Origin of the sequence: Micromonospora sp. NPDC047740 (assembly GCF_043204735.1) — a bacterium.
GTDB lineage: Bacteria > Actinomycetota > Actinomycetes > Mycobacteriales > Micromonosporaceae > Micromonospora.
Window position 1 is genome coordinate 116,695 of sequence record NZ_JBIDCT010000013.1, and the last position, 17,373, is coordinate 134,067.

15 protein-coding genes are annotated in these 17,373 nt (G+C 72.5%); 6 read left to right on the plus strand and 9 right to left on the minus strand.

Annotation, left to right across the window (positions count from 1 at the left end; genetic code table 11):
• Positions 1-15 precede the first annotated feature (15 nt).
• Complete coding sequence (locus tag ACGF4F_RS24030) at positions 16-1,320, plus strand: aspartate aminotransferase family protein (RefSeq protein WP_357440409.1); 1,305 nt, start codon at positions 16-18, stop codon at positions 1,318-1,320.
• On the plus strand, positions 1,317-2,807 hold the full coding sequence (locus tag ACGF4F_RS24035) for a CoA-acylating methylmalonate-semialdehyde dehydrogenase (RefSeq protein ID WP_393080401.1): 1,491 nt from the start codon (positions 1,317-1,319) through the stop codon (positions 2,805-2,807). The genes ACGF4F_RS24030 and ACGF4F_RS24035 overlap by 4 nt, the downstream gene beginning before the upstream one ends.
• An 85-nt stretch (positions 2,808-2,892) precedes the next feature.
• Here the strand turns inward: ACGF4F_RS24035 and ACGF4F_RS24040 are convergent, their stop codons facing one another.
• The 9 genes from ACGF4F_RS24040 to ACGF4F_RS24080 form a co-directional block, all read right to left on the minus strand.
• Positions 2,893-3,702, minus strand: a complete 810-nt coding sequence (locus ACGF4F_RS24040; RefSeq protein WP_393080404.1) for a TIGR02452 family protein — start codon at positions 3,700-3,702, stop codon at positions 2,893-2,895.
• A gap of 176 nt (positions 3,703-3,878) precedes the next feature.
• Positions 3,879-5,066 carry a DNA polymerase IV gene (gene dinB / locus ACGF4F_RS24045; protein WP_393080408.1) on the minus strand — a complete coding sequence of 396 codons (1,188 nt, stop codon included), beginning with the start codon at positions 5,064-5,066 and terminating at the stop codon, positions 3,879-3,881.
• 117 nt (positions 5,067-5,183) lie between these two features.
• On the minus strand, positions 5,184-6,260 hold the full coding sequence (locus ACGF4F_RS24050) for an endonuclease/exonuclease/phosphatase family protein (protein WP_393080411.1): 1,077 nt from the start codon (positions 6,258-6,260) through the stop codon (positions 5,184-5,186).
• A gap of 195 nt (positions 6,261-6,455) precedes the next feature.
• A complete protein-coding gene (locus ACGF4F_RS24055) occupies positions 6,456-7,373 on the minus strand; it encodes an NADP-dependent oxidoreductase (protein WP_357440395.1) in 918 nt (305 codons plus the stop codon).
• A gap of 29 nt (positions 7,374-7,402) precedes the next feature.
• Positions 7,403-7,909 (minus strand): DUF2231 domain-containing protein, encoded by a 507-nt coding sequence (locus ACGF4F_RS24060; RefSeq protein WP_073838742.1) that lies wholly within the window; start codon positions 7,907-7,909, stop codon positions 7,403-7,405.
• A 51-nt stretch (positions 7,910-7,960) separates the two neighbouring features.
• The gene (locus ACGF4F_RS24065; protein WP_393080416.1) at positions 7,961-10,141 is read right to left on the minus strand and encodes a glycogen debranching N-terminal domain-containing protein; all 2,181 of its coding nucleotides are present in this window, start codon (positions 10,139-10,141) and stop codon (positions 7,961-7,963) included.
• A 49-nt stretch (positions 10,142-10,190) separates the two neighbouring features.
• Positions 10,191-10,922, minus strand: coding sequence for an ABC transporter permease (locus ACGF4F_RS24070; RefSeq protein ID WP_357440388.1), 732 nt, complete (start codon positions 10,920-10,922; stop codon positions 10,191-10,193).
• Between the two features lie 186 nt (positions 10,923-11,108).
• Complete coding sequence (locus tag ACGF4F_RS24075) at positions 11,109-11,522, minus strand: VOC family protein (protein ID WP_357440386.1); 414 nt, start codon at positions 11,520-11,522, stop codon at positions 11,109-11,111.
• Positions 11,523-11,667: 145 nt separating this feature from the next.
• Complete coding sequence (locus ACGF4F_RS24080) at positions 11,668-12,801, minus strand: N-acetylmuramoyl-L-alanine amidase (RefSeq protein ID WP_357440383.1); 1,134 nt, start codon at positions 12,799-12,801, stop codon at positions 11,668-11,670.
• Positions 12,802-13,187: 386 nt separating this feature from the next.
• Between ACGF4F_RS24080 and ACGF4F_RS24085 the strand changes: the two genes are divergently transcribed.
• The 4 genes from ACGF4F_RS24085 to ACGF4F_RS24100 are packed head-to-tail and all read left to right on the plus strand — an operon-like array spanning position 13,188 to position 17,372.
• The gene (locus ACGF4F_RS24085) at positions 13,188-14,267 is read left to right on the plus strand and encodes a LacI family DNA-binding transcriptional regulator (protein ID WP_357440380.1); all 1,080 of its coding nucleotides are present in this window, start codon (positions 13,188-13,190) and stop codon (positions 14,265-14,267) included.
• Positions 14,264-15,196: a sugar ABC transporter permease gene (locus ACGF4F_RS24090; RefSeq protein ID WP_357440378.1), complete on the plus strand. Its 933-nt coding sequence runs from the start codon at positions 14,264-14,266 to the stop codon at positions 15,194-15,196. The genes ACGF4F_RS24085 and ACGF4F_RS24090 overlap by 4 nt, the downstream gene beginning before the upstream one ends.
• Before the next feature lies 1 nt (position 15,197).
• Positions 15,198-16,037: a carbohydrate ABC transporter permease gene (locus ACGF4F_RS24095; RefSeq protein ID WP_357440375.1), complete on the plus strand. Its 840-nt coding sequence runs from the start codon at positions 15,198-15,200 to the stop codon at positions 16,035-16,037.
• A gap of 39 nt (positions 16,038-16,076) precedes the next feature.
• Entirely contained in the window at positions 16,077-17,372 is a 1,296-nt protein-coding gene (locus ACGF4F_RS24100; protein WP_357440372.1) for a sugar ABC transporter substrate-binding protein, read from the plus strand.
• The last annotated feature ends 1 nt before the right edge of the window (position 17,373 follow it).

Below are 17,373 nucleotides of genomic sequence, written 5' to 3' on the forward strand. Positions count from 1 at the left end.
TTACGGGAGGACGCGATGGCCCACCGCGAGCTGCTGGCCCGACACCGATCCGTGCTGCCGAACTGGCTGGCGTTGTACTACGAGCAGCCCATCGAGATCGCTGGCGCGCACGGCCGCCGGGTGACCGATCGCGAGGGGCGGACCTACCTGGACTTCTTCGCCGGCATCCTCACCAACGCCATCGGCTACGACGTCGCCGAGATCAGCGATGCGATCCGGTCGCAGGTCGGCACCGGCGTGGTGCACTCGTCCACGCTGTACCTGATCCAGTCGCAGGTCGAGCTGGCGGAGAAGATCGCGCAGCTGTCCGGCATCCCGGACGCGAAGGTGTTCTTCGCCAACTCGGGCACCGAGGCGAACGAGACCGCACTCATGCTCGCCACCCAGCATCGCCGCAGCGAACAGGTGCTCGCCCTGCGCAACTCGTACCACGGCCGGGCCTTCGCCACCATCGCGATCACCGGCATCCGCGGCTGGTCGGCCAGCGCGCTCAGCCCGGTCAAGGTGAGCTGGGTGCACGGCGGCTACCGCTACCGCAGCCCGTTCCGGGACCTGTCCGACGCGGACTACATCAAGGCGTGCGTGGCGGACCTGCGCGAGGTCATCGAGACGACCACGGCCGGCGACGTCGCCTGCATGATCGTCGAGCCGATCCAGGGGGTCGGCGGCTTCGCCTCCCCGCCGGACGGACTGTTCGGGGAGTTCAAGAAGGTGCTCGACGAGTACGGCATCCTCCTCGTGTCCGACGAGGTGCAGACCGGCTGGGGCCGCACCGGCGAGCACTTCTGGGGCATCCAGGCGCACGGCGTCGTACCCGACGCGATCACCTTCGCCAAGGGCCTGGGCAACGGCCTCGCGATCGGCGGCGTGGTCGCCCGGGCCGACCTGATGGACTGCCTGCGGGCCAACTCGATCTCCACCTTCGGCGGCAACCCGCTGGCCACCACCGGCGCGCTGGCGTCGCTGACCTACCTGCTGGAGCACGACCTGCAGGCCAACGCCGCGCAGCTGGGCACCCGCCTGCTCGACGGCCTGCGCGCGGTCGCCGCGGCCCATCCCGTGGTCGGCGACGTGCGCGGCAAAGGCCTGATGATCGCGCTGGAGCTCGTCGGCCCCGACGGCGAGCCCCATCCGGCGGCCGCGACCGCGCTGCTCGAGGAGACCCGGGAACGCGGCCTGCTCGTCGGCAAGGGCGGCCTCTACGGCAACGTCATCCGCCTGGCGCCACCGATGACTCTGACCCGGGCCGAGGCGGAGGAGGCGCTGGAGATCCTCACCCAGTCGATCGAGGCGGTAGTCAAGGAGGTGCAGCCCCGATGAGGACCACCCACTGGATCGGCGGCAAGCCGTGGCACGGCGTCCCCGAGCGCACCGGGGACGTCTACGACCCCGCCACCGGCCAAGTCGCCGGACAGGTCGACTTCGCCACCGCCGCGGTCGTCGACGAGGCGGTCGCCACCGCCCGCGAGGCGTTCACCCGCTGGCGCGCCGCGTCCCTCGCCCAGCGGACCACCGTGCTGTTCGCCTTCCGGGAACTGCTGAACGCCCGCCGGGCCGACCTCGCCGCCATCATCACCGCCGAGCACGGCAAGGTCCTCTCGGACGCGGCGGGGGAGATCCAGCGCGGGTTGGAGAACGTCGAGTTCGCCTGCGGCATCCCGCAGCAGCTCAAGGGCGGATACAGCGAGAACGCCTCGACCCAGGTCGACGTGTACTCCCTACGACAGCCGCTCGGCGTGGTCGGCGTGATCTCCCCCTTCAACTTCCCGGCCATGGTGCCGTTGTGGTTCGTGCCGAACGCCATCGCGTGCGGCAACACCGTGGTGCTCAAACCGAGCGAGAAGGACCCGTCCGCGGCGAACTTCCTGGCCGAGCTGTTCGCGGAGGCCGGGCTGCCGGACGGGGTGTGCAACGTGGTGCACGGCGACAAGGAGGCGGTCGACCGGATCCTCGAGCACCCGCACGTCAAGGCCGTCTCGTTCGTCGGCTCCACCCCGATCGCCCGCTACGTCTACCAGACCGGCACCCGGCACGGGAAGCGGGTGCAGGCGCTCGGCGGCGCGAAGAACCACATGGTCGTGCTGCCCGACGCCGACCTCGACCTCGCCGCCGACGCCGCCGTCTCGGCCGGCTTCGGCTCGGCCGGCGAACGCTGCATGGCCATCTCCGCCGTCGTCGCGGTCGACCCGGTCGGCGACGAACTGGTCGCCAAGATCAGCGAGCGGATGGCCGCTCTGCACGTCGGCGACGGCCGCCGCCCCGGCTGCGAGATGGGACCGCTGGTCACCGGCGCCCACCGGGACCGGGTGACGGCGTACCTGGACGCCGGCCGGGCCGCGGGCGCGCAGCTCGTGGTCGACGGGCGGAACCACCCCGTCGACGGCGAGCAGGGCGGCTTCTGGCTCGGGCCGACCCTGTTCGATCACGTCGACACCGACATGTCCGTCTACACCGACGAGATCTTCGGGCCGGTGCTGTCGGTGCTGCGGGTGCCCAGCTACGACGCGGCCGTCGAGCTGGTCAACGCCAACCCGTGGGGCAACGGCACCGCCATCTTCACCAACGACGGCGGCGCGGCCCGCCGGTACCAGAACGAGATCGAGGTCGGCATGGTCGGGGTGAACGTCCCCATCCCGGTCCCGGTGTCCTACTACTCCTTCGGCGGCTGGAAGGACTCCCTGTTCGGCGACGCCCATGCGTACGGGCCGGAGGGGGTGAACTTCTTCGTCAGGTCCAAGGTGGTCACCAGCCGCTGGCCCGACCCCGCTCACGGCGGGGTCAACCTCGGCTTCCCGCAGAACCGCTGACCACCGGCCGGCCCGGCGGGGCCGACGGCTGCCCCGCCGGACCTCACCGCCCGGCCGGCGGTGGCTGGCGGGGTACTGACCTCCGTCAGGACACCCCGAAGCGGTCGACGAACGCGGCCCGGACCGGCCCGCCGGCCCGGTCGAGCACCGCGAAGGTGACCTGGTCGAACCAGCCCGCCGCGTCGGCCAGGGCCAGCGCGAACCCCTCCGCCACCGTGGCCGGGTCGTTGCGGAACACCCCGCAGCCCCACGCGCCGAGCACCAAACGCCGGTGGCCGTGTGCGGCGGCGACGGCCAGCACCCGACGGGCCCGGGCCCGCAGCGCCGGGGCGACCCGCTCGGCGTCGGCGGGCTGGTTGCGCAGCACCGCGCCGCGGTTGGGGGCGGCGGCGGTCAGGAACGACACCTCGTGGGCGGCGTCGAGCAGCCGACCCTTGTCGTCGCGGAACACCGGCACCCGCGGCGAGTGGATCACCCGGTCGCTGTAGAGCAGGTCCCGCTGCTCGCGGTGGAAGCCGTAGAACTCGGGGACCGCGGTCAGGCAGGGGAAGAGCGCCGAGGCCCGGGCGATGCTTTCCTCCTGCGCCTGCGCCCCGGTGCGGAACCCGCCGCCCGGGTTCTTCGCCGAGGCGAACACCAGTGCGGCGACGTCCCCGCCTCGGGCGAGGCGGCGGGCGGCCAGCAACGTGCTCTCCCCGGTCACCTCCACCGCCGGGGCCGCGCCACCGGTGGGTGGGGTGGGCAGCGGGTCGTCGGGCAGGTGCAGGCGGGTGGCGGCGACAGCGGCGCGTACCGGGCCGGCGAGCTCGACGGGCTCGCCGTGGCCGTTGACGTACCGGCCGGCGTCGAGGATGTCCAGGGTGTCGCGGGCGATGGCCCGCAGCCGCGTACTCATGATCGCCTGATTGTGCGGCAGCGGTCCGGGGCGCGACGACCGGTTATCGGGGCGGCAGGTGCTGGACGAGCTGGATCGGGTTGCCGTCCGGTGCGGCGGCCGTGTCGTCGGTCCAGAGGACGACCGCGCGTTGGCCCGACGGCACCGGGCCGAGGCCGTGGTCGTCCCAACGCCGCTCAGTCGGGCAGGCGGGGCATCTCCAGGCCGGGATCCCGACCGAGCAGCACGGCCCGGGTCAGCGCCGACGAGCCGAACCGGTCCCGGACGGCGTCCACCGCCGCATCCAGCTCCGCGCCCGGGTCGCGGGTGAACGGCAGCGTCAGCTGCACGTGCCCGGTGTCGAGGTTGCCGACGGCCACCCCGATCAGCGTCACACCCCGGGCGTCGATCTCCGGCAGCGCCGCCCGCAGCAACGCGCGGGCGGCCTCGAGCAGGGGCCGGGTCTGCGCGGTCGCCTTGTCGATGGTGTGCGAGCGGGTCGCCCGGGTGTAGTCGGCGAAGCGCAGCCGCAGGGTGACCGTACGGCCGGTGCGCCGCGCCGCGCGCATCCGCCCGGTCACCCGGTCGACCAGCCCGGCCAGCACGGCGTCGAGCTCGGCGGGGGAGTGCGGCTCCCGGCCCAGCGCGTGCTGGGCACCCATCGACGACCGGCGCCGCCCGACCTGGACCCGGCGGGGGTCGCGGTTGTGGGCGAGGGCGTGCAGGTGGCGGCCGGCACCACCGCCGAGCAGCGACACCAGGGTCGGCTCGTCCAGCCGCGCCACCTGCCCCACGGTACGGATGCCCCGGTCGCGCAGCTTCGTCGCGGTCACCGGGCCGACGCCCCACAGCCGCTCCACCGGCAGCGGATGCAGGAACGCCAGCTCGCGCCCGGGCTCGACGACCAGCAGCCCGTCCGGCTTGGCCACCCCGCTGGCCACCTTGGCGAGGAACTTCGTCCGGGCCACGCCGACGGTGATCGGCAGGCCGACCCGCTCGCGTACCTCCCGGCGCAGCCGGGCCGCGATGTCGGCCGGCGGGCCGACCAGCCGGCGCAGCCCGCCCACGTCGAGGAACGCCTCGTCGATGGAGAGCCCCTCCACCAGCGGCGTGGTCTGCCGGAAGATCTCGAACACCGACCGGCTCGCCGCCGTGTACGCGGCCATCCGCGGCCGCACCACGATCGCCTCCGGGCACAGCCGTAGCGCCTGCCGCCCGCCCATCGCGCTGCGTACGCCCCGGGCCTTGGCCTCGTAGCTGGCCGCCAGCACCACGCCACCGCCGACGATCACCGGCCGACCGCGCAGCCGGGGATCGTCGCGCTGCTCGACCGACGCGTAGAAGGCGTCCAGGTCGGCATGCAGGATGGTGGCCTCGCCCGACACGAACACATGTTCGCACAGGTGTTCGACAATGCTCCGCTGACCTGCCGAAAACAGGTCAACTCAGCGCCGGCCCGGGCACCGCGGCGGCGCCCGGGTCGGCTCAGCGGCGGGGACCGGTCACGGCAGCGCGAGCACCGCGGCGTGCCCCAGATGGTCCGACGCCCACCGGCCGTCCGGGGTCTGCCGCTCGGTGCCGAAGACCTCGCTGCGCACCGGCACGACCGCGCCCTTGACCAGAACCATGTCGATCCGGTGCTCGACGTCGCCGGCCGGCTGGTTCAGATCGTCGCCCAGCCCCGAGGTGTACCCGGGGTCTCCGGGGTGCAGGACCGGCCAGGTGTCGATCATGCCGCCGCCCACCAGCGTGAAGTACGCGAGCCGGTTGTTCGGATCGGGCAGTTCCGGCCCGGTGTTGAGATCCCCGACGAGGATCAGCCGGCCGGTGGTGCGCAGCGGTCCCTGCAGCAGCTCCTGCGCCTGCAGCACCCGGACGCCCGGGTGGAACGCCTCCAGGTGGGTGTTGACGAACCGGTAGGTCCGGCTGCCCTGCGCCACGTCCACCGCCGTCCAGCCGCGGGTGCTGGTGGCGCTGCCACCGACCGGCGGGAGCGGGGTCACCAGATTGTGCACGAAGTTCCCCGACGACGTCCCGGTCACCTTCACCCGGCCGCCGTGCCGCACCAGGATCACGTCGCGCATGGTGAGCCGGGCGTCCACGTTGTGCGGCGCCCCCGCCGGGGCCTCCAGGTCCGCCTCGTTCTGCACCACCGCCACTTCGTACCGGTGGCCGGAGCCGGCCAGCTCGGACATCAGCAGGGCCAGGTAGTCGTACCGGAGCGTGGTGGCCGGCGCCGGATCGCCGAGCGGCCCCGTGCGCCACAGCGCCACCTCCTGCAGGCCGACCAGGTCGGGCTTGCGCTCGCGGATCTCCGCGGCGACCAGCCGCGCCCGGGCGGGGAAGTCCATCCGGTCGACGTGGCTGAGCAGGGCCGCGTTGGCGGCCAGGAACGCCGGCAGGGTCGGCGCGGTCATCGACGGAGTGAGGTCGCCGCCGAGATAGAGGTTGCGGGTCAGCACCGTCACCTTGGGCCCGGCCTCCGCCTGCGCCGGCGCTGGGAGAAGCCCCAGGCTGGCCGCCACGACGGCGGCGGCGGTGACCAGCCGGGTCAGTCGGAAACGTGTTCTGCCGTCCATGCCCCGGTCCTCTCTCCAGCGGATGATCCGCGTCGGGTAACCAGGGCGTACGGTAGCGCCGCGACGACCATCGTGGACACCGCCGTTCGGGCGGTTCCACCAGCTCCGAGAGCAGTGTCAGACGGCAGGGACACGTGCGACAGACCGGCGGCCGCCCCGGTCCAGGGCGGCCGCCGGCCGTTGGTCGTGCGTCGGTCAGGAGACGGTGATCGCGAGCTTGCCCAGTGCGCCCGCGAAGTCGCCGAGTGCTTTGGGTACCTCGGCCAGATCGTAGCGACGGGTGACCGGCACGTGCAGCCGACCGGCCGCGAGGTCGCCGGCGAGCCGGTCGAGTGTCTCGGGGCTCGGGCTGCCCATGATCGACGTGGCGGCCGGATGCTGGTCGGGGCCGAAGCCGATGGTCGAGGCAAGGCGCCCCTCGAAGGCGAGCAGCCCGGCGAGTTCCATGCCGTCACCGGCCAGGTGTACCACCGCGGACACCCCGTCCGGGGCTACCGCGCGGACCTGGGCACTCAGGTCGCCGGTGTAGTCCACCACCTCGGCGGCGCCCAGCTTCCGAACGAAGTCCGTGGCGGCGCCGGCGCGGGCGGTGGCGACGACCCGCGCGCCGGCCGCGGTGGCGTACTGGACGGCGAGCGCGCCGACGCCGCCGGTCGCGCCGGCGACCAGGACGGTGTCTCCCTGACCGGGTGCGACGGCGTTCACCACGTCGACCGCGGTGGCGCCGGCCAGCCCGAGCGCCCCGGCGGTCGACGGGTCGAGACCTGCGGGAAGGCGGGTGATGCCGAACTGTTCGCCGACCGCCACGTGCTCGGCCCACGAGCCGTCGCCCAGGTAGGACCGCATCACCACGCCGAACACCGGGTCGCCGACGCGGAAGCGGGTCACCCCGTCGCCGAGCCCGGCGACCTCGCCGGCGAAGTCCTTGCCGAGCACGACCGGGTACCGGTACTCGAGCCCGCCCTTCATCATCCCGGCCGCCGCCTTCTTGTCGAAGCCGTTGACCGAGGACGCCCGGACCCGCACGAGCACCTCACCGGGGCCGGGGCTGGGCTGGGGCAGGTCGCGGAGGGCGGGTTTCCCTCCCTCCGCGACCAGCGTGATCGCCCGCATGCGCGTACCCCCCTCGTCGCCGCGGTCCGTCAGGCGCCCCGCGTGTGGGGCCGGCCGGCGGCGCCGCGCGACAGCGAACTCGGCGCGTTCACCCCCGCCTGGTCGCTGACGCCGACGCCGAGCCGCTCGACCAGCTCACCGCCGAGCCAGCCCGTGAAGCCGGCCAGCACGATGCCGACGAAGCTGCAGCCCAGAGCCGCCGCAGGGGGTTCCCAGTTCGTCGCGGACAGCCGCAGGAACCAGCTCGCCGCGAACAGCAGCAGCACCACCACGTTGCCGAGGCCGTGGACCGCGCCGACCCGCTTCGCGCGGGTGCCGGCGGGGATGGACAGCCAGTCGACCAGGCCGAACACCCCGGCGATCAGGCCGCCGATGACACCCGCGGCGATCGTGTACGCCGCGGAGATCTGGAAACCCGCCCGGTCGGTGATCAGGTACAGGATGTCGAAGATCACCGAAGTGGCGAGCAGGCCCAGCGGGAACACGATCAGGATGGGGTGGATCCCGTGCCCCATCGCCTTGGCGCGACTCTCCATGCCAACCCTCCTGTCTGTTCAGGTGAGGGCGCTTTCCCCGCCACCGCCGGACTACACGTGCCGGCCCACCCGCTCGACCGCCCAGGCCCGCCGCCCACGGCGGGAGACCGCCTGCCGCGGGGGACGCCGGATCACCGCCAGCCGGTCCCCGCGCGCGCTGATCGAGGTCCGTCCGCCGCGCCGGCGGCGCACGGTCAGGTCGACGGTGGCGCCCCCCACCTGTACGCCCTCCAGCCGCAGGTCCGGCAGCCAGTCGGGCAGGTGCGGGTCCACGATGATCGTCCGCAGGGGCGCGACCGGGCGCAGCGCCAGCAGCGCCTGCACCAGCGCCACGATCGCGCTGGCCGACCACGCCTGCGGAGCGCAGGAGTTCGGGTACACGCCGGGGTGCGGATGGTCGGCGTCTCGGGGCAGGCCGCTGAGCGCCTCGGGCAGGCGGTGCTCCTCGAACAGCGCCGCCGCGGCGAACATCCCCTCGGCCAACCGGTGCAGGTGCTCCCAGCACCCGTACCGGGCCAGCCCGAGCCCGATGGTCCCGGCCTCCACCGGCCAGACACTGCCCCGGTGGTAGCTGAACGGGTTGTACGCCGGATGCTCCGCCGACAACGTCCGGACCCCCCAACCGCTGAACATGTCGGGCGCGAACAGCCGGTCGACCACCCGGGCGGCGGCCCGGGCCGGGACGATGCCGGTGGTGAGCAGGTGCCCGTCGTTGGAGTTGGTCGACCGCACCGGCCGCCGGTCCGGCCCGAGCGCCATCGCGTAGCAGCCCCGGTCCGGCAGCCAGTACGCGACGTGGAAGCGCCGCCGTAGGGCACGGGCCCGGGCCAGCAGCGCGGCGCCCCGGGCCGGGTGGCCGGCCACGGTGAACACCACGGCGGCGTGGCGCAGCGCGGCGTACCAGTAGCCCTGCAGTTCGCTGGTCGCGATCGGGTTGGGCACCACCTGCCCGTCCTCGTCGACGATGGCGGTGTCCGAGTCCTTCCACCCCTGGTTCTTCAGGCCGCCCCGGGAGCGGTGGTGGTACTCGAGGAAGCCGTCGCCGTCGGGATCCCCATACCGTTCGATCCAGTTCAGGGCTTGCCGGGCGGTCGGCAGCAGGTCCCGCACCGTGTCCAGGTCGCCGGTCCAGGCCAGGTACTGCCCGAGGAAGACCAGGAAGTCCGGGGCGGTGGACCAGTCGCCGTAGTAGGCGGTGTACGGGTCCAGGCCGAGCACCGAGACCGGGCCCCGGCGGGCCTCGTGCAGCGGCTTGCCGGGTTCCTCGTCCCGCCAGTCGTCGAATCGCTGCCCGAGGTGCTGGGCGTTGAGCCGCAGACTGTCGGCCAGCATCGTCGGCCCGGCCAGCAGCGCCTGCCAGGAGGCGGTCATCGTGTCCCGGCCGAAGATCTCCTGGTACATGGGCAGCCCGGCCATCGGCGCGGTCGGCCCGGCTGGTTCGCCGAGCGGCAGCACGGCCAGTTCCTCCACCGCGTTCCGCCAGGCCGCCGTGACGTCGAAGTTGCTGCTGGTCAACCCGGCGAATTCGCTGACCAGCAGGCCTCGGGCCCGGGCGGCCGCGTCGGTGCCACCGGCGAAGCTGGCCGGGGGCGCGGGCAGGCGCGCGCCGTCGAAGATCGGCTCCACGATCAGGTCCACCCGGGCGGCGCCGCGCGGCGACACCTCGACCTCGACCGCGAACGCGCCGTCGGCGTACCGAACGGGGGTGTCGGCGCGCACCGCGACGGCGACCGCACGGTCGATGTCGTCGCGCAGGTAGGTCAGGCGGAGCTCCTGCGCCGCGGCGTCCCAGTCCGTACCGACATCGCCGGTCTGCAGCCGGCGGCCCGTCTCGGCCTCGACGCTGTCGGCGAAGTCCGCCTCGACCCGGATCGCCAGCGCCAGCCGCAGCGGCTGCTGAGCGTAGCTGACCACGGTCAGCCTGGTCCGCAGCCCCGCACCGACGAACCGTTCGGTCAGCAGGTAGGCAGCCCGGGACGGCAGCTCTTCCCCGTCACCCAACGCGGCGTACGACAGCTGGGAGCTGCCCAGCACGTTCGCCGCGCTGAACGGGATCGGCTCCCGGCCGTCGACCGTGACCTGCTCGACGCTGAGCACCCGGGTGTTGCGGGCGAAGAATCCCTGCGGGTCGGTTCCGGTGACCCGGCAACGCACGTCGGTGACCAGCGTGCTCCACCCACTCGCCACGTAGAGCAGGTCGGGCCGGACGCGGAGGTTGCGCACCCTGGTCATCGGGCACGCCTGTACCCGGTCGGACGGCCGGTACACGTGCCCGCCGGGCTCAGGGCTGGATCCGCGCCTGGTGGCGGACGAGCAACTCCACGGCGAGGGCGATCGCCACCGCCTCCACGGCGAGCAGGGTGATCAGGATGAGCAGCTGGGTCGCCCCGGCCTGGAGCGGGCCCGCCCCGCCGAGCAGCACACCGACGAACGCGCCCGGCAGGGTGACCAGCCCGACCGTGCGGGTCTGGTCCAGCGCCGGGATGAGAGCCTGCCCGGCGGCCGGCCGGCAGATCTCCAGCGCGGCGTCGCGGGGGAGCAGCCCCAGGGCCAGCCCCGCCTCGTACTCGCCGTGCCGGGTGCGCAGCTCGTCGAGGGTCCGCCGGCCGGCCAGGCTCGCCGCGGTCATCGCCCCGCCGATCAGGATGCCGGCCGTCGGCAGCACCACCAGCGGCGTCGCGGGCAGGGCCCGACTGGCCAGGAGTACGGCGAGACTCGGCACCACCCCGACCGCGATGGCCAGCGGCGCGACCCGGCGCGGGACGGCCGGCCCGATGCGCCGTCCCGCGGTGACGCTGGCGACCACGTACATGAGCAGGATGAACGCGGCGGTGCTCCACCATGCCCGCAGCACCGCGACGATGATCAGCGAGACGGCACCGAGCTGGATGGTGGCCCGGCCCGCCGCGCCCAGCACGGCCCGCGCCCGGCCGAGCCCGGACAGCCGCAGCACCACGGCACCGGCCAGGGTGAGCCCGGTGAGGGCGACCACCAGGGTCGGCCCGATCGGCACCGTGCCGCCACCTGTCGCCGCGCCGGTCATCGTCCCGCCCGGTCGCGGGGGATGTCGTCGACGCCGGCCACCTGATGATCGTATTCGGGCCGTCCTGCCGGGGCGCACGACCGGCCGCTCCTGCCGGACCTCAGCGCCCGAGGTTCCTCAGGCGCGCCGGCCCGCGCGTCGCGGCCGTTGCCCGGGTCAGGCCTGCCGCTGGGCGATGTTGACCATCCAGCCGATGCCGAACCGGTCCACGCACATGCCGAACTCGTCGCCCCACATCTGCTTCTCCAGCGGCACCGAGACCGTGCCGCCTTCGGCGAGCTGCTTCCAGTAGCCGCGCAGCTCGTCGGCGTCGTCGCCGCTCACGCTGATCGAGATGTTGTTGCCGGGGCTGTATTCCATCTCCGGCGGGGTGTCGGAGGCCATCAGGGTGAACCCCCGGTCGGTCTCCAGCATGGCGTGCATGACCTGGTTGGCCACCGCCGGATCCGGGTTGCCGGCCTCGCCGAAGGTGCTCAGCGTCAGGTTGCCGCCGAACACGTTCTGATAGAACTCCATGGCCTGCCGCGCGTTGTCGCGGAAGCTGAGGTACGGGTTGAGCCGAGACGCCATTGTGCGACCCTCCTTCGTCCTTGACGAGGGTCATCGTCGCAGCCGGGTGCGGCAGGGACAATGACGTGTGCTGGGCGAGTCGTACCGAAACGGACGCGGTGGGGGTGGCACCGTTGCCACCCCCACCGCTCTCCCCGCCGGTACGTCAGTCCTGCTGGAAGGACTGCCGCACCACACCCCCCACCAGCGCACACCAGGTGGTGGTGCTGACCTTGCCGTTCGGGTCCAGACCGTGCAGGTGCTGCAGGTCCTTGAGGGCCTTCTTGGTCACGTAGTCGTACTCGCCGGTGATCGCCACGTCGGCGTAGCCCTTGGAGTTGAGCATGAACTGCACCGCGGTGACCGGGATTCCGGTCGCGTCCTTGTCCAGCTCGGGCGCCAGGGTCTCCCAGGTCGGCGCGGTGAGGGTGGCGTCGATGTCGACCGGGATGCCGTTGCGGGCCTGCCAGTCCTGCACGGCGGCGACGGTGGCTGCGTTGAAGACGCCGTTGACCGGGACGGTGTAGCCGCGGAAGGTGAGCAGGTACTGGGCGACGCGGACCACCGGGCCGCCGACGAACCGCCAGATGTCCGGCCACCGGCGGGCCGGCACGTCGGCAAGGTTGGTGCCGAGCTCGGCGAAGACCCGGCGGCGCAGGGTGGGGAACTCCCGGTAGAACATCGCGCCGGGGCACAGCGTGGCCCGGAAGTCCCAGTGGCCGAAGATGTCGTGCGCGTGCAGGCCGTACTGCTGGCAGATGGTGGTGCAGAGCTTGACCAGCGAGTCGAGCAGTTCCCGCGGCGGCGTGTCGGTGACGTACGTGCCCTCGTTCTCGATGCCGATGGCCCGGCCGTTCTCGCCGGGGCAGTGCGCCGAGATCATCTGCCGGTCGCCGGCCTGGAGCCGCTCCAGGCTGCCGTGCCGGCCCTCCAGGACGTGCCCGCCCCGGCTGACCGTGAAGTGCTGCCCGGTGTCCGACCACCCGTTGCCGTCCATGTGCAGGTCCTGGCAGTCGCGGGCCAGCTGCTTGGCGTGCTCCTCGGAGTAGTCCGTGCTGTTCGGGAACGCCATGTGGTGCACGATGATCTTGTTGGTGGCGATGGCGCTGATCGACAGCGGGTCCGCCGGGGGGCGTGCGCCCCACTCGTCGCAGCTGATGATCCAGTCGAGGTTCGCGCCGGGCGCGGCCTGCGCGGCGGCCGGGAAGGCGAGCTCGCTCCCGACGACCGCGACCGCGGCGGCGCCGAATCCGGCCCGCAGCAGGGTGCGGCGGTCCAGCTCAGGGTGGTTGAAGTGCATGTCGTCTCCTCCGCGGCCGGGCAAGGACCAGGGCATGAAAAGGAACTTCAAGAGCCGCGCGTGAGACGGAGGATATTGCCACGAATGCGCGCAGCGCTAGGGGGTGGCGGGGGCGAGAATCGATCTGTGTCCCGGATGGAGGGTCGAATGTGGCCCAGAATGGTCAACTCGGGCGGGGCGATGTCGCATGGGTCGCCCGGGCGGTTGCCGGTCGCCCGCAGCCGGCGGTGAGCAGGAGCAGCGCCGTGGCCGGGGGCGATCGCCGTGCCGGGCCACGGGCCGGTCGGCCCCGGTTGGAAACGTTTTCGTAACGAGCCCTTGACCTGATCGCCGGCTCGGCGCAGACTCCCGGAAACGTTTACAGCAGACAGGTGGAGGTGCGGGGCGTGGGTCGTAAACGTTTACAGGAGTCGGCCGACGGCCGGCCCACCGTCCACACCGTCGCCGCCCGCGCCGGTGTCTCCATCGCGTCCGCCTCCCGCGTGCTCAACGGCGTCGGCGGCAGCCCGGAGACCGTCCGCAAGGTGCGCGAGGCGGCGGCCGAGGTCGGCTACGTGCCCAACGCCATCGGCCGCTCGCTTCAGTCGCAGCGCACCGGCCTGGTCGCGCTCGCCGTCGAGGACATCGGCAACCCCGTCTACGTCGAGATGATGCGGGCCATCGAGTCGGTGGTCGCCGCCTCCGGCCGGCAACTGCTGGTGCACGCCACCGGCGGGCAGATCGCCAACGAGACCGCGCTGCTGCGCCGGCTCGCCCACCGCTACGTCGACGGGATGATCGTCTCGCCGATCCGGGTCACCGACGACCACCTCGCCGCGCTGGTCGACAGCCCCGTACCGGTGGTCGTGGTCGGCCAGCTCGGCGCCGACGCGCCGGTGGACAACGTGCGCACCGACTCGCGTACCGGCGTGGGGCTGGCGGTCGACCACCTGGTCGCGGCCGGGCGGCGGCGGATCGGGTTCGTCAACGGCCCGCTCGACACCGTCCCCGGCGCCGCCCGCGACGCCGGCTTCCGGGCCGCCCTGGCCGCCCACGGCATCGACCTCGACGAGCGCCTCGTCGAGGTCGGCGACTTCCGGTACGCCGCCGGCCGCGCCGCCACCGAACGGCTGCTCGCTCGGGCCCGCCCCGACGCGCTGGTCTGCGCCAACGACCTGATCGCCGTCGGCGCGCTGCACGCCCTGCTGGCCGCCGGCCACCGCGTCCCGCAGGACGTCGCGCTGGTCGGCATGGACGACACCGAGCTGGCCCGGATGATGTTCCCGCAGCTGTCCAGCGTCTCCCTCGGCTCCGCCGAACGTGGTCGGCGCGCCGCCGAGCTGCTGCTGCAACGCATTGCCGACCCGGCCCTGCCGCCGCGGCGGGAACAGGTCGCGCCCAGCCTCGCCGTCCGCGCCTCCAGCGCCACCGGGCCCGCGACCGACGTAACTCTGCCCGCACCGCGTACCCCGGAGGTGACGGCATGACCACCCTGGCCGAACGGCCCGACGTCGCCCCCGCCGACGGGCCGCGGGTGGCCCGGTCCCGGTCCGACCGGATGGGCATCTACCTGCTGCTGCTCCCGTCGCTGCTGCCTATCGTGGTGCTGTCGGTGTTCCCGCTGCTGCGCGGCATCTACCTCGGCTTCACCGACGCCCGCGCCGGACGCCACGTCGAGATCAGCTTCACCGGGCTGGCCAACTACCGCGACCTGCTCGGCGACGAGCTGTTCTGGAACTCCTTCAAGATCGGCCTGCTCTGGGCGGTCGGCGTGACCGTGCTGCAGTTCCTGCTCGCCCTCGGCCTGGCCCTGCTGCTCAACCAGCAGCTGCGCTTCCGCGGCGTGGCCCGGGTGCTGTCCGTGGTGCCGTGGGCGATGCCGCCGGTGGTGGTCGGCATCCTGTGGAAGCTCGTCTACCACCCGGACGCCGGCCTGCTGAACGAGTTCTTCCACCGCATCGGCGCCGACGGGCTGCGCACCAACTGGCTCGGCGACTTCAGCACCGCGCTACCCGCGGTGATCCTGGTGGGGGTCTGGGCCGGCATGCCGCAGACCACCGTCGTACTCCTGGCGGGGTTGCAGGGTGTGCCGCGCGAGCTGCACGAGGCGGCCGCGGTCGACGGCGCCAGCACCTGGCACCGCTTCCGCAACGTCACCCTGCCCGCCATCGCGCCGGTGATCGTGGCGATCACCTCGCTGGACTTCATCTGGAACTTCAACTCGTTCGGCCTGGTCTACGTGCTCACCGCGGGCGGGCCGGGCGGCAAGACGATGCTGCCGATGCTCTTCGCCTACGAGGAGGCGTTCCGCTACGGCAACTACGGATACGCCGCCGCCCTCGGCAACGTCATGGTCGTGATCATCGTCGCGCTGCTCGCCGTCTATCTGCGTCGCCGGTTGAGGGAGGCGAACTGACATGTTCGGAAAGCCGAGCCGCACCGGGCGCACGCTGCAATATCTCGCGCTGACCGGCTACCTGATCTTCCTCGGGTTCCCGCTGGTCTGGCTGCTCTCCACCGCGTTCAAGCCGCCCCGGGAACTGGTCCAGCTGCACCCCACGCTGATCCCCAGCAACCCGACCGTGCAGAACTTCGTGCAGGCCTTCACCGAGCAGCAACTCGGCCGGGCCGCGCTGAACAGCCTCCAGGTATCGCTCGCCTCGGCCCTGCTCACCGTGCTGGTCGCGCTGCCCGCCTCGTACGCCCTCGCCCGGTTCCGCACGAGGCTCGGCACCGTCGCGCTCGGCTGGGTGCTGCTGTCGCAGCTCTTCCCATTCGTCCTGCTGATCATCCCGATCTTCCTGATCCTGCGGCAGGTCGGGCTGGCCAACACGCACGCCGGGCTGGTGCTGATCTACGTGGTCTGGGCGCTGCCGTTCGCCCTGTGGATGCTGCAGGGCTTCGTCCGCAACATCCCCCGCGACCTGGAGGAAGCGGCCGCCGTCGACGGCGCCAGCCGGCTCCAGGTGCTGCGCCGGGTGGTCTTCCCGCTGCTCGCGCCGGGCATCGTGGCGACCGCGCTGTTCTCCTTCATCTCCGCCTGGAACGAGTTCTTCTTCGCCCTGGTGCTGGTCAAGACGCCCGAGCTGGCGACCCTGCCGGTCGCCCTGGCCCGGTTCGTCGGCATCGAGGGCACCGCCCGGCTTGGGCCCCTCGCGGCCGGATCCCTGCTCGCCACCCTGCCCAGCCTGATCTTCTTCGCGTTCATGCAACGCCGGCTCTCGTCCGGGTCGCTCGCCGGCGCGGTCAAGGGCTGAACCCCATCCCCCCACCCACCACCAAGGAGGAACCCCCCCATGCTCCGAAGCAGATTCCGTCGGCTCGCCGCGGCCACCGCGGTCGCGGTCGTCGGCCTCGGCGCCCTCACCGCCTGCGGTGACGGCGGCGGCGAGGACAAGGCGTCGTCCGGCCCGGTCAAGCTGCGCTTCCTCAGCCTGGCCTGGCAGAAGGAGTCGCTGCAGGCCAACAAGGACCTGGTCGCCAAGTGGAACAGCGAACACGCGGACATCCAGGTCGAGTACGTCCAGGGCGACTGGAACTCGATCCACGACCAGTTGGTCACCTCGTTCGAGGGCGGCGACGCCGCCGACATCGTGCACTACGAGGCCTCCGCCATCGGCGAGTTCACCAAGCAGGGCTACCTGACCGACGTCTCGAAGCTGCTCAGCGACGACTTCAAGGGCCAGATCGACCAGGGCGTCTGGGACACCGTCACGTTCGACGGCAAGGTCACCGGAGTGCCGTTCCTGCTGGAGTCGCAGGTCGTCATCGCCAACAAGAAGCTGCTCGACGCCGCCGGCGTCACCGTCCCGCCGGCCGACGGCGGCTGGACCTGGGACGAGTTCCAGGCCAACGCGCAGAAGCTCACCAAGCCCGGCCAGTACGGCGTGGCCTGGGCGCTGAAGTCGCCGACCAACCGGGTGATGAACCTGGCGTTGAACTACGACGGCAAGTTCTTCTACACCGACGGCGGCAAGACCGAGGTCAAGGTCGGCGACCCGGAGAAGGAGGTGCCCAAGCGGATCCACGACATGCTCTACACCGCCAAGTCCGCCTCCCCAGAGGCGCTCGGCATGAGCGGCGCGGACACCCTGCCCGGCTTCTTCGGCGGCAAGTACGCCATGCTCCCCGGCTCGGTCTCGCTGCGCCAGCAGATGGTCGAGCAGGCCCCCGCCGGCTTCGAGTGGGTGACCCTCCCGCCGATCAAGGGGCTGTCCAGCAAGCAGGCCGCCAACCCGCAGACGCTGTCCATCTCCGAGGACAGCAAGCACAAGAAGCAGGCCGCGCAGTTCCTGGAGTGGTTCCTCAACCCCACCAACATGGCCACCCTCGCCAAGGGCGACTGGCTGGTGCCCACCGGCAAGCAGGCCAACCAGGAGCTGGTCAAGGCCACCGGCGGCAAGCAGGGCTGGGACGTCGCCGCGGACAGCGCCGCCGACCTGACCGTCGCGCCGTTCCAGAAGGTCGACGGCTACCCGGAGTGGAAGACCAAGTACGCCACCCCGGCGCTGCAGCAGTACTTCGCCAACAAGATCACCCTGGACCAGCTCGGCACGCAGCTGGTCGACGGGGGCAAGCAGGTGCTGAGGTAAC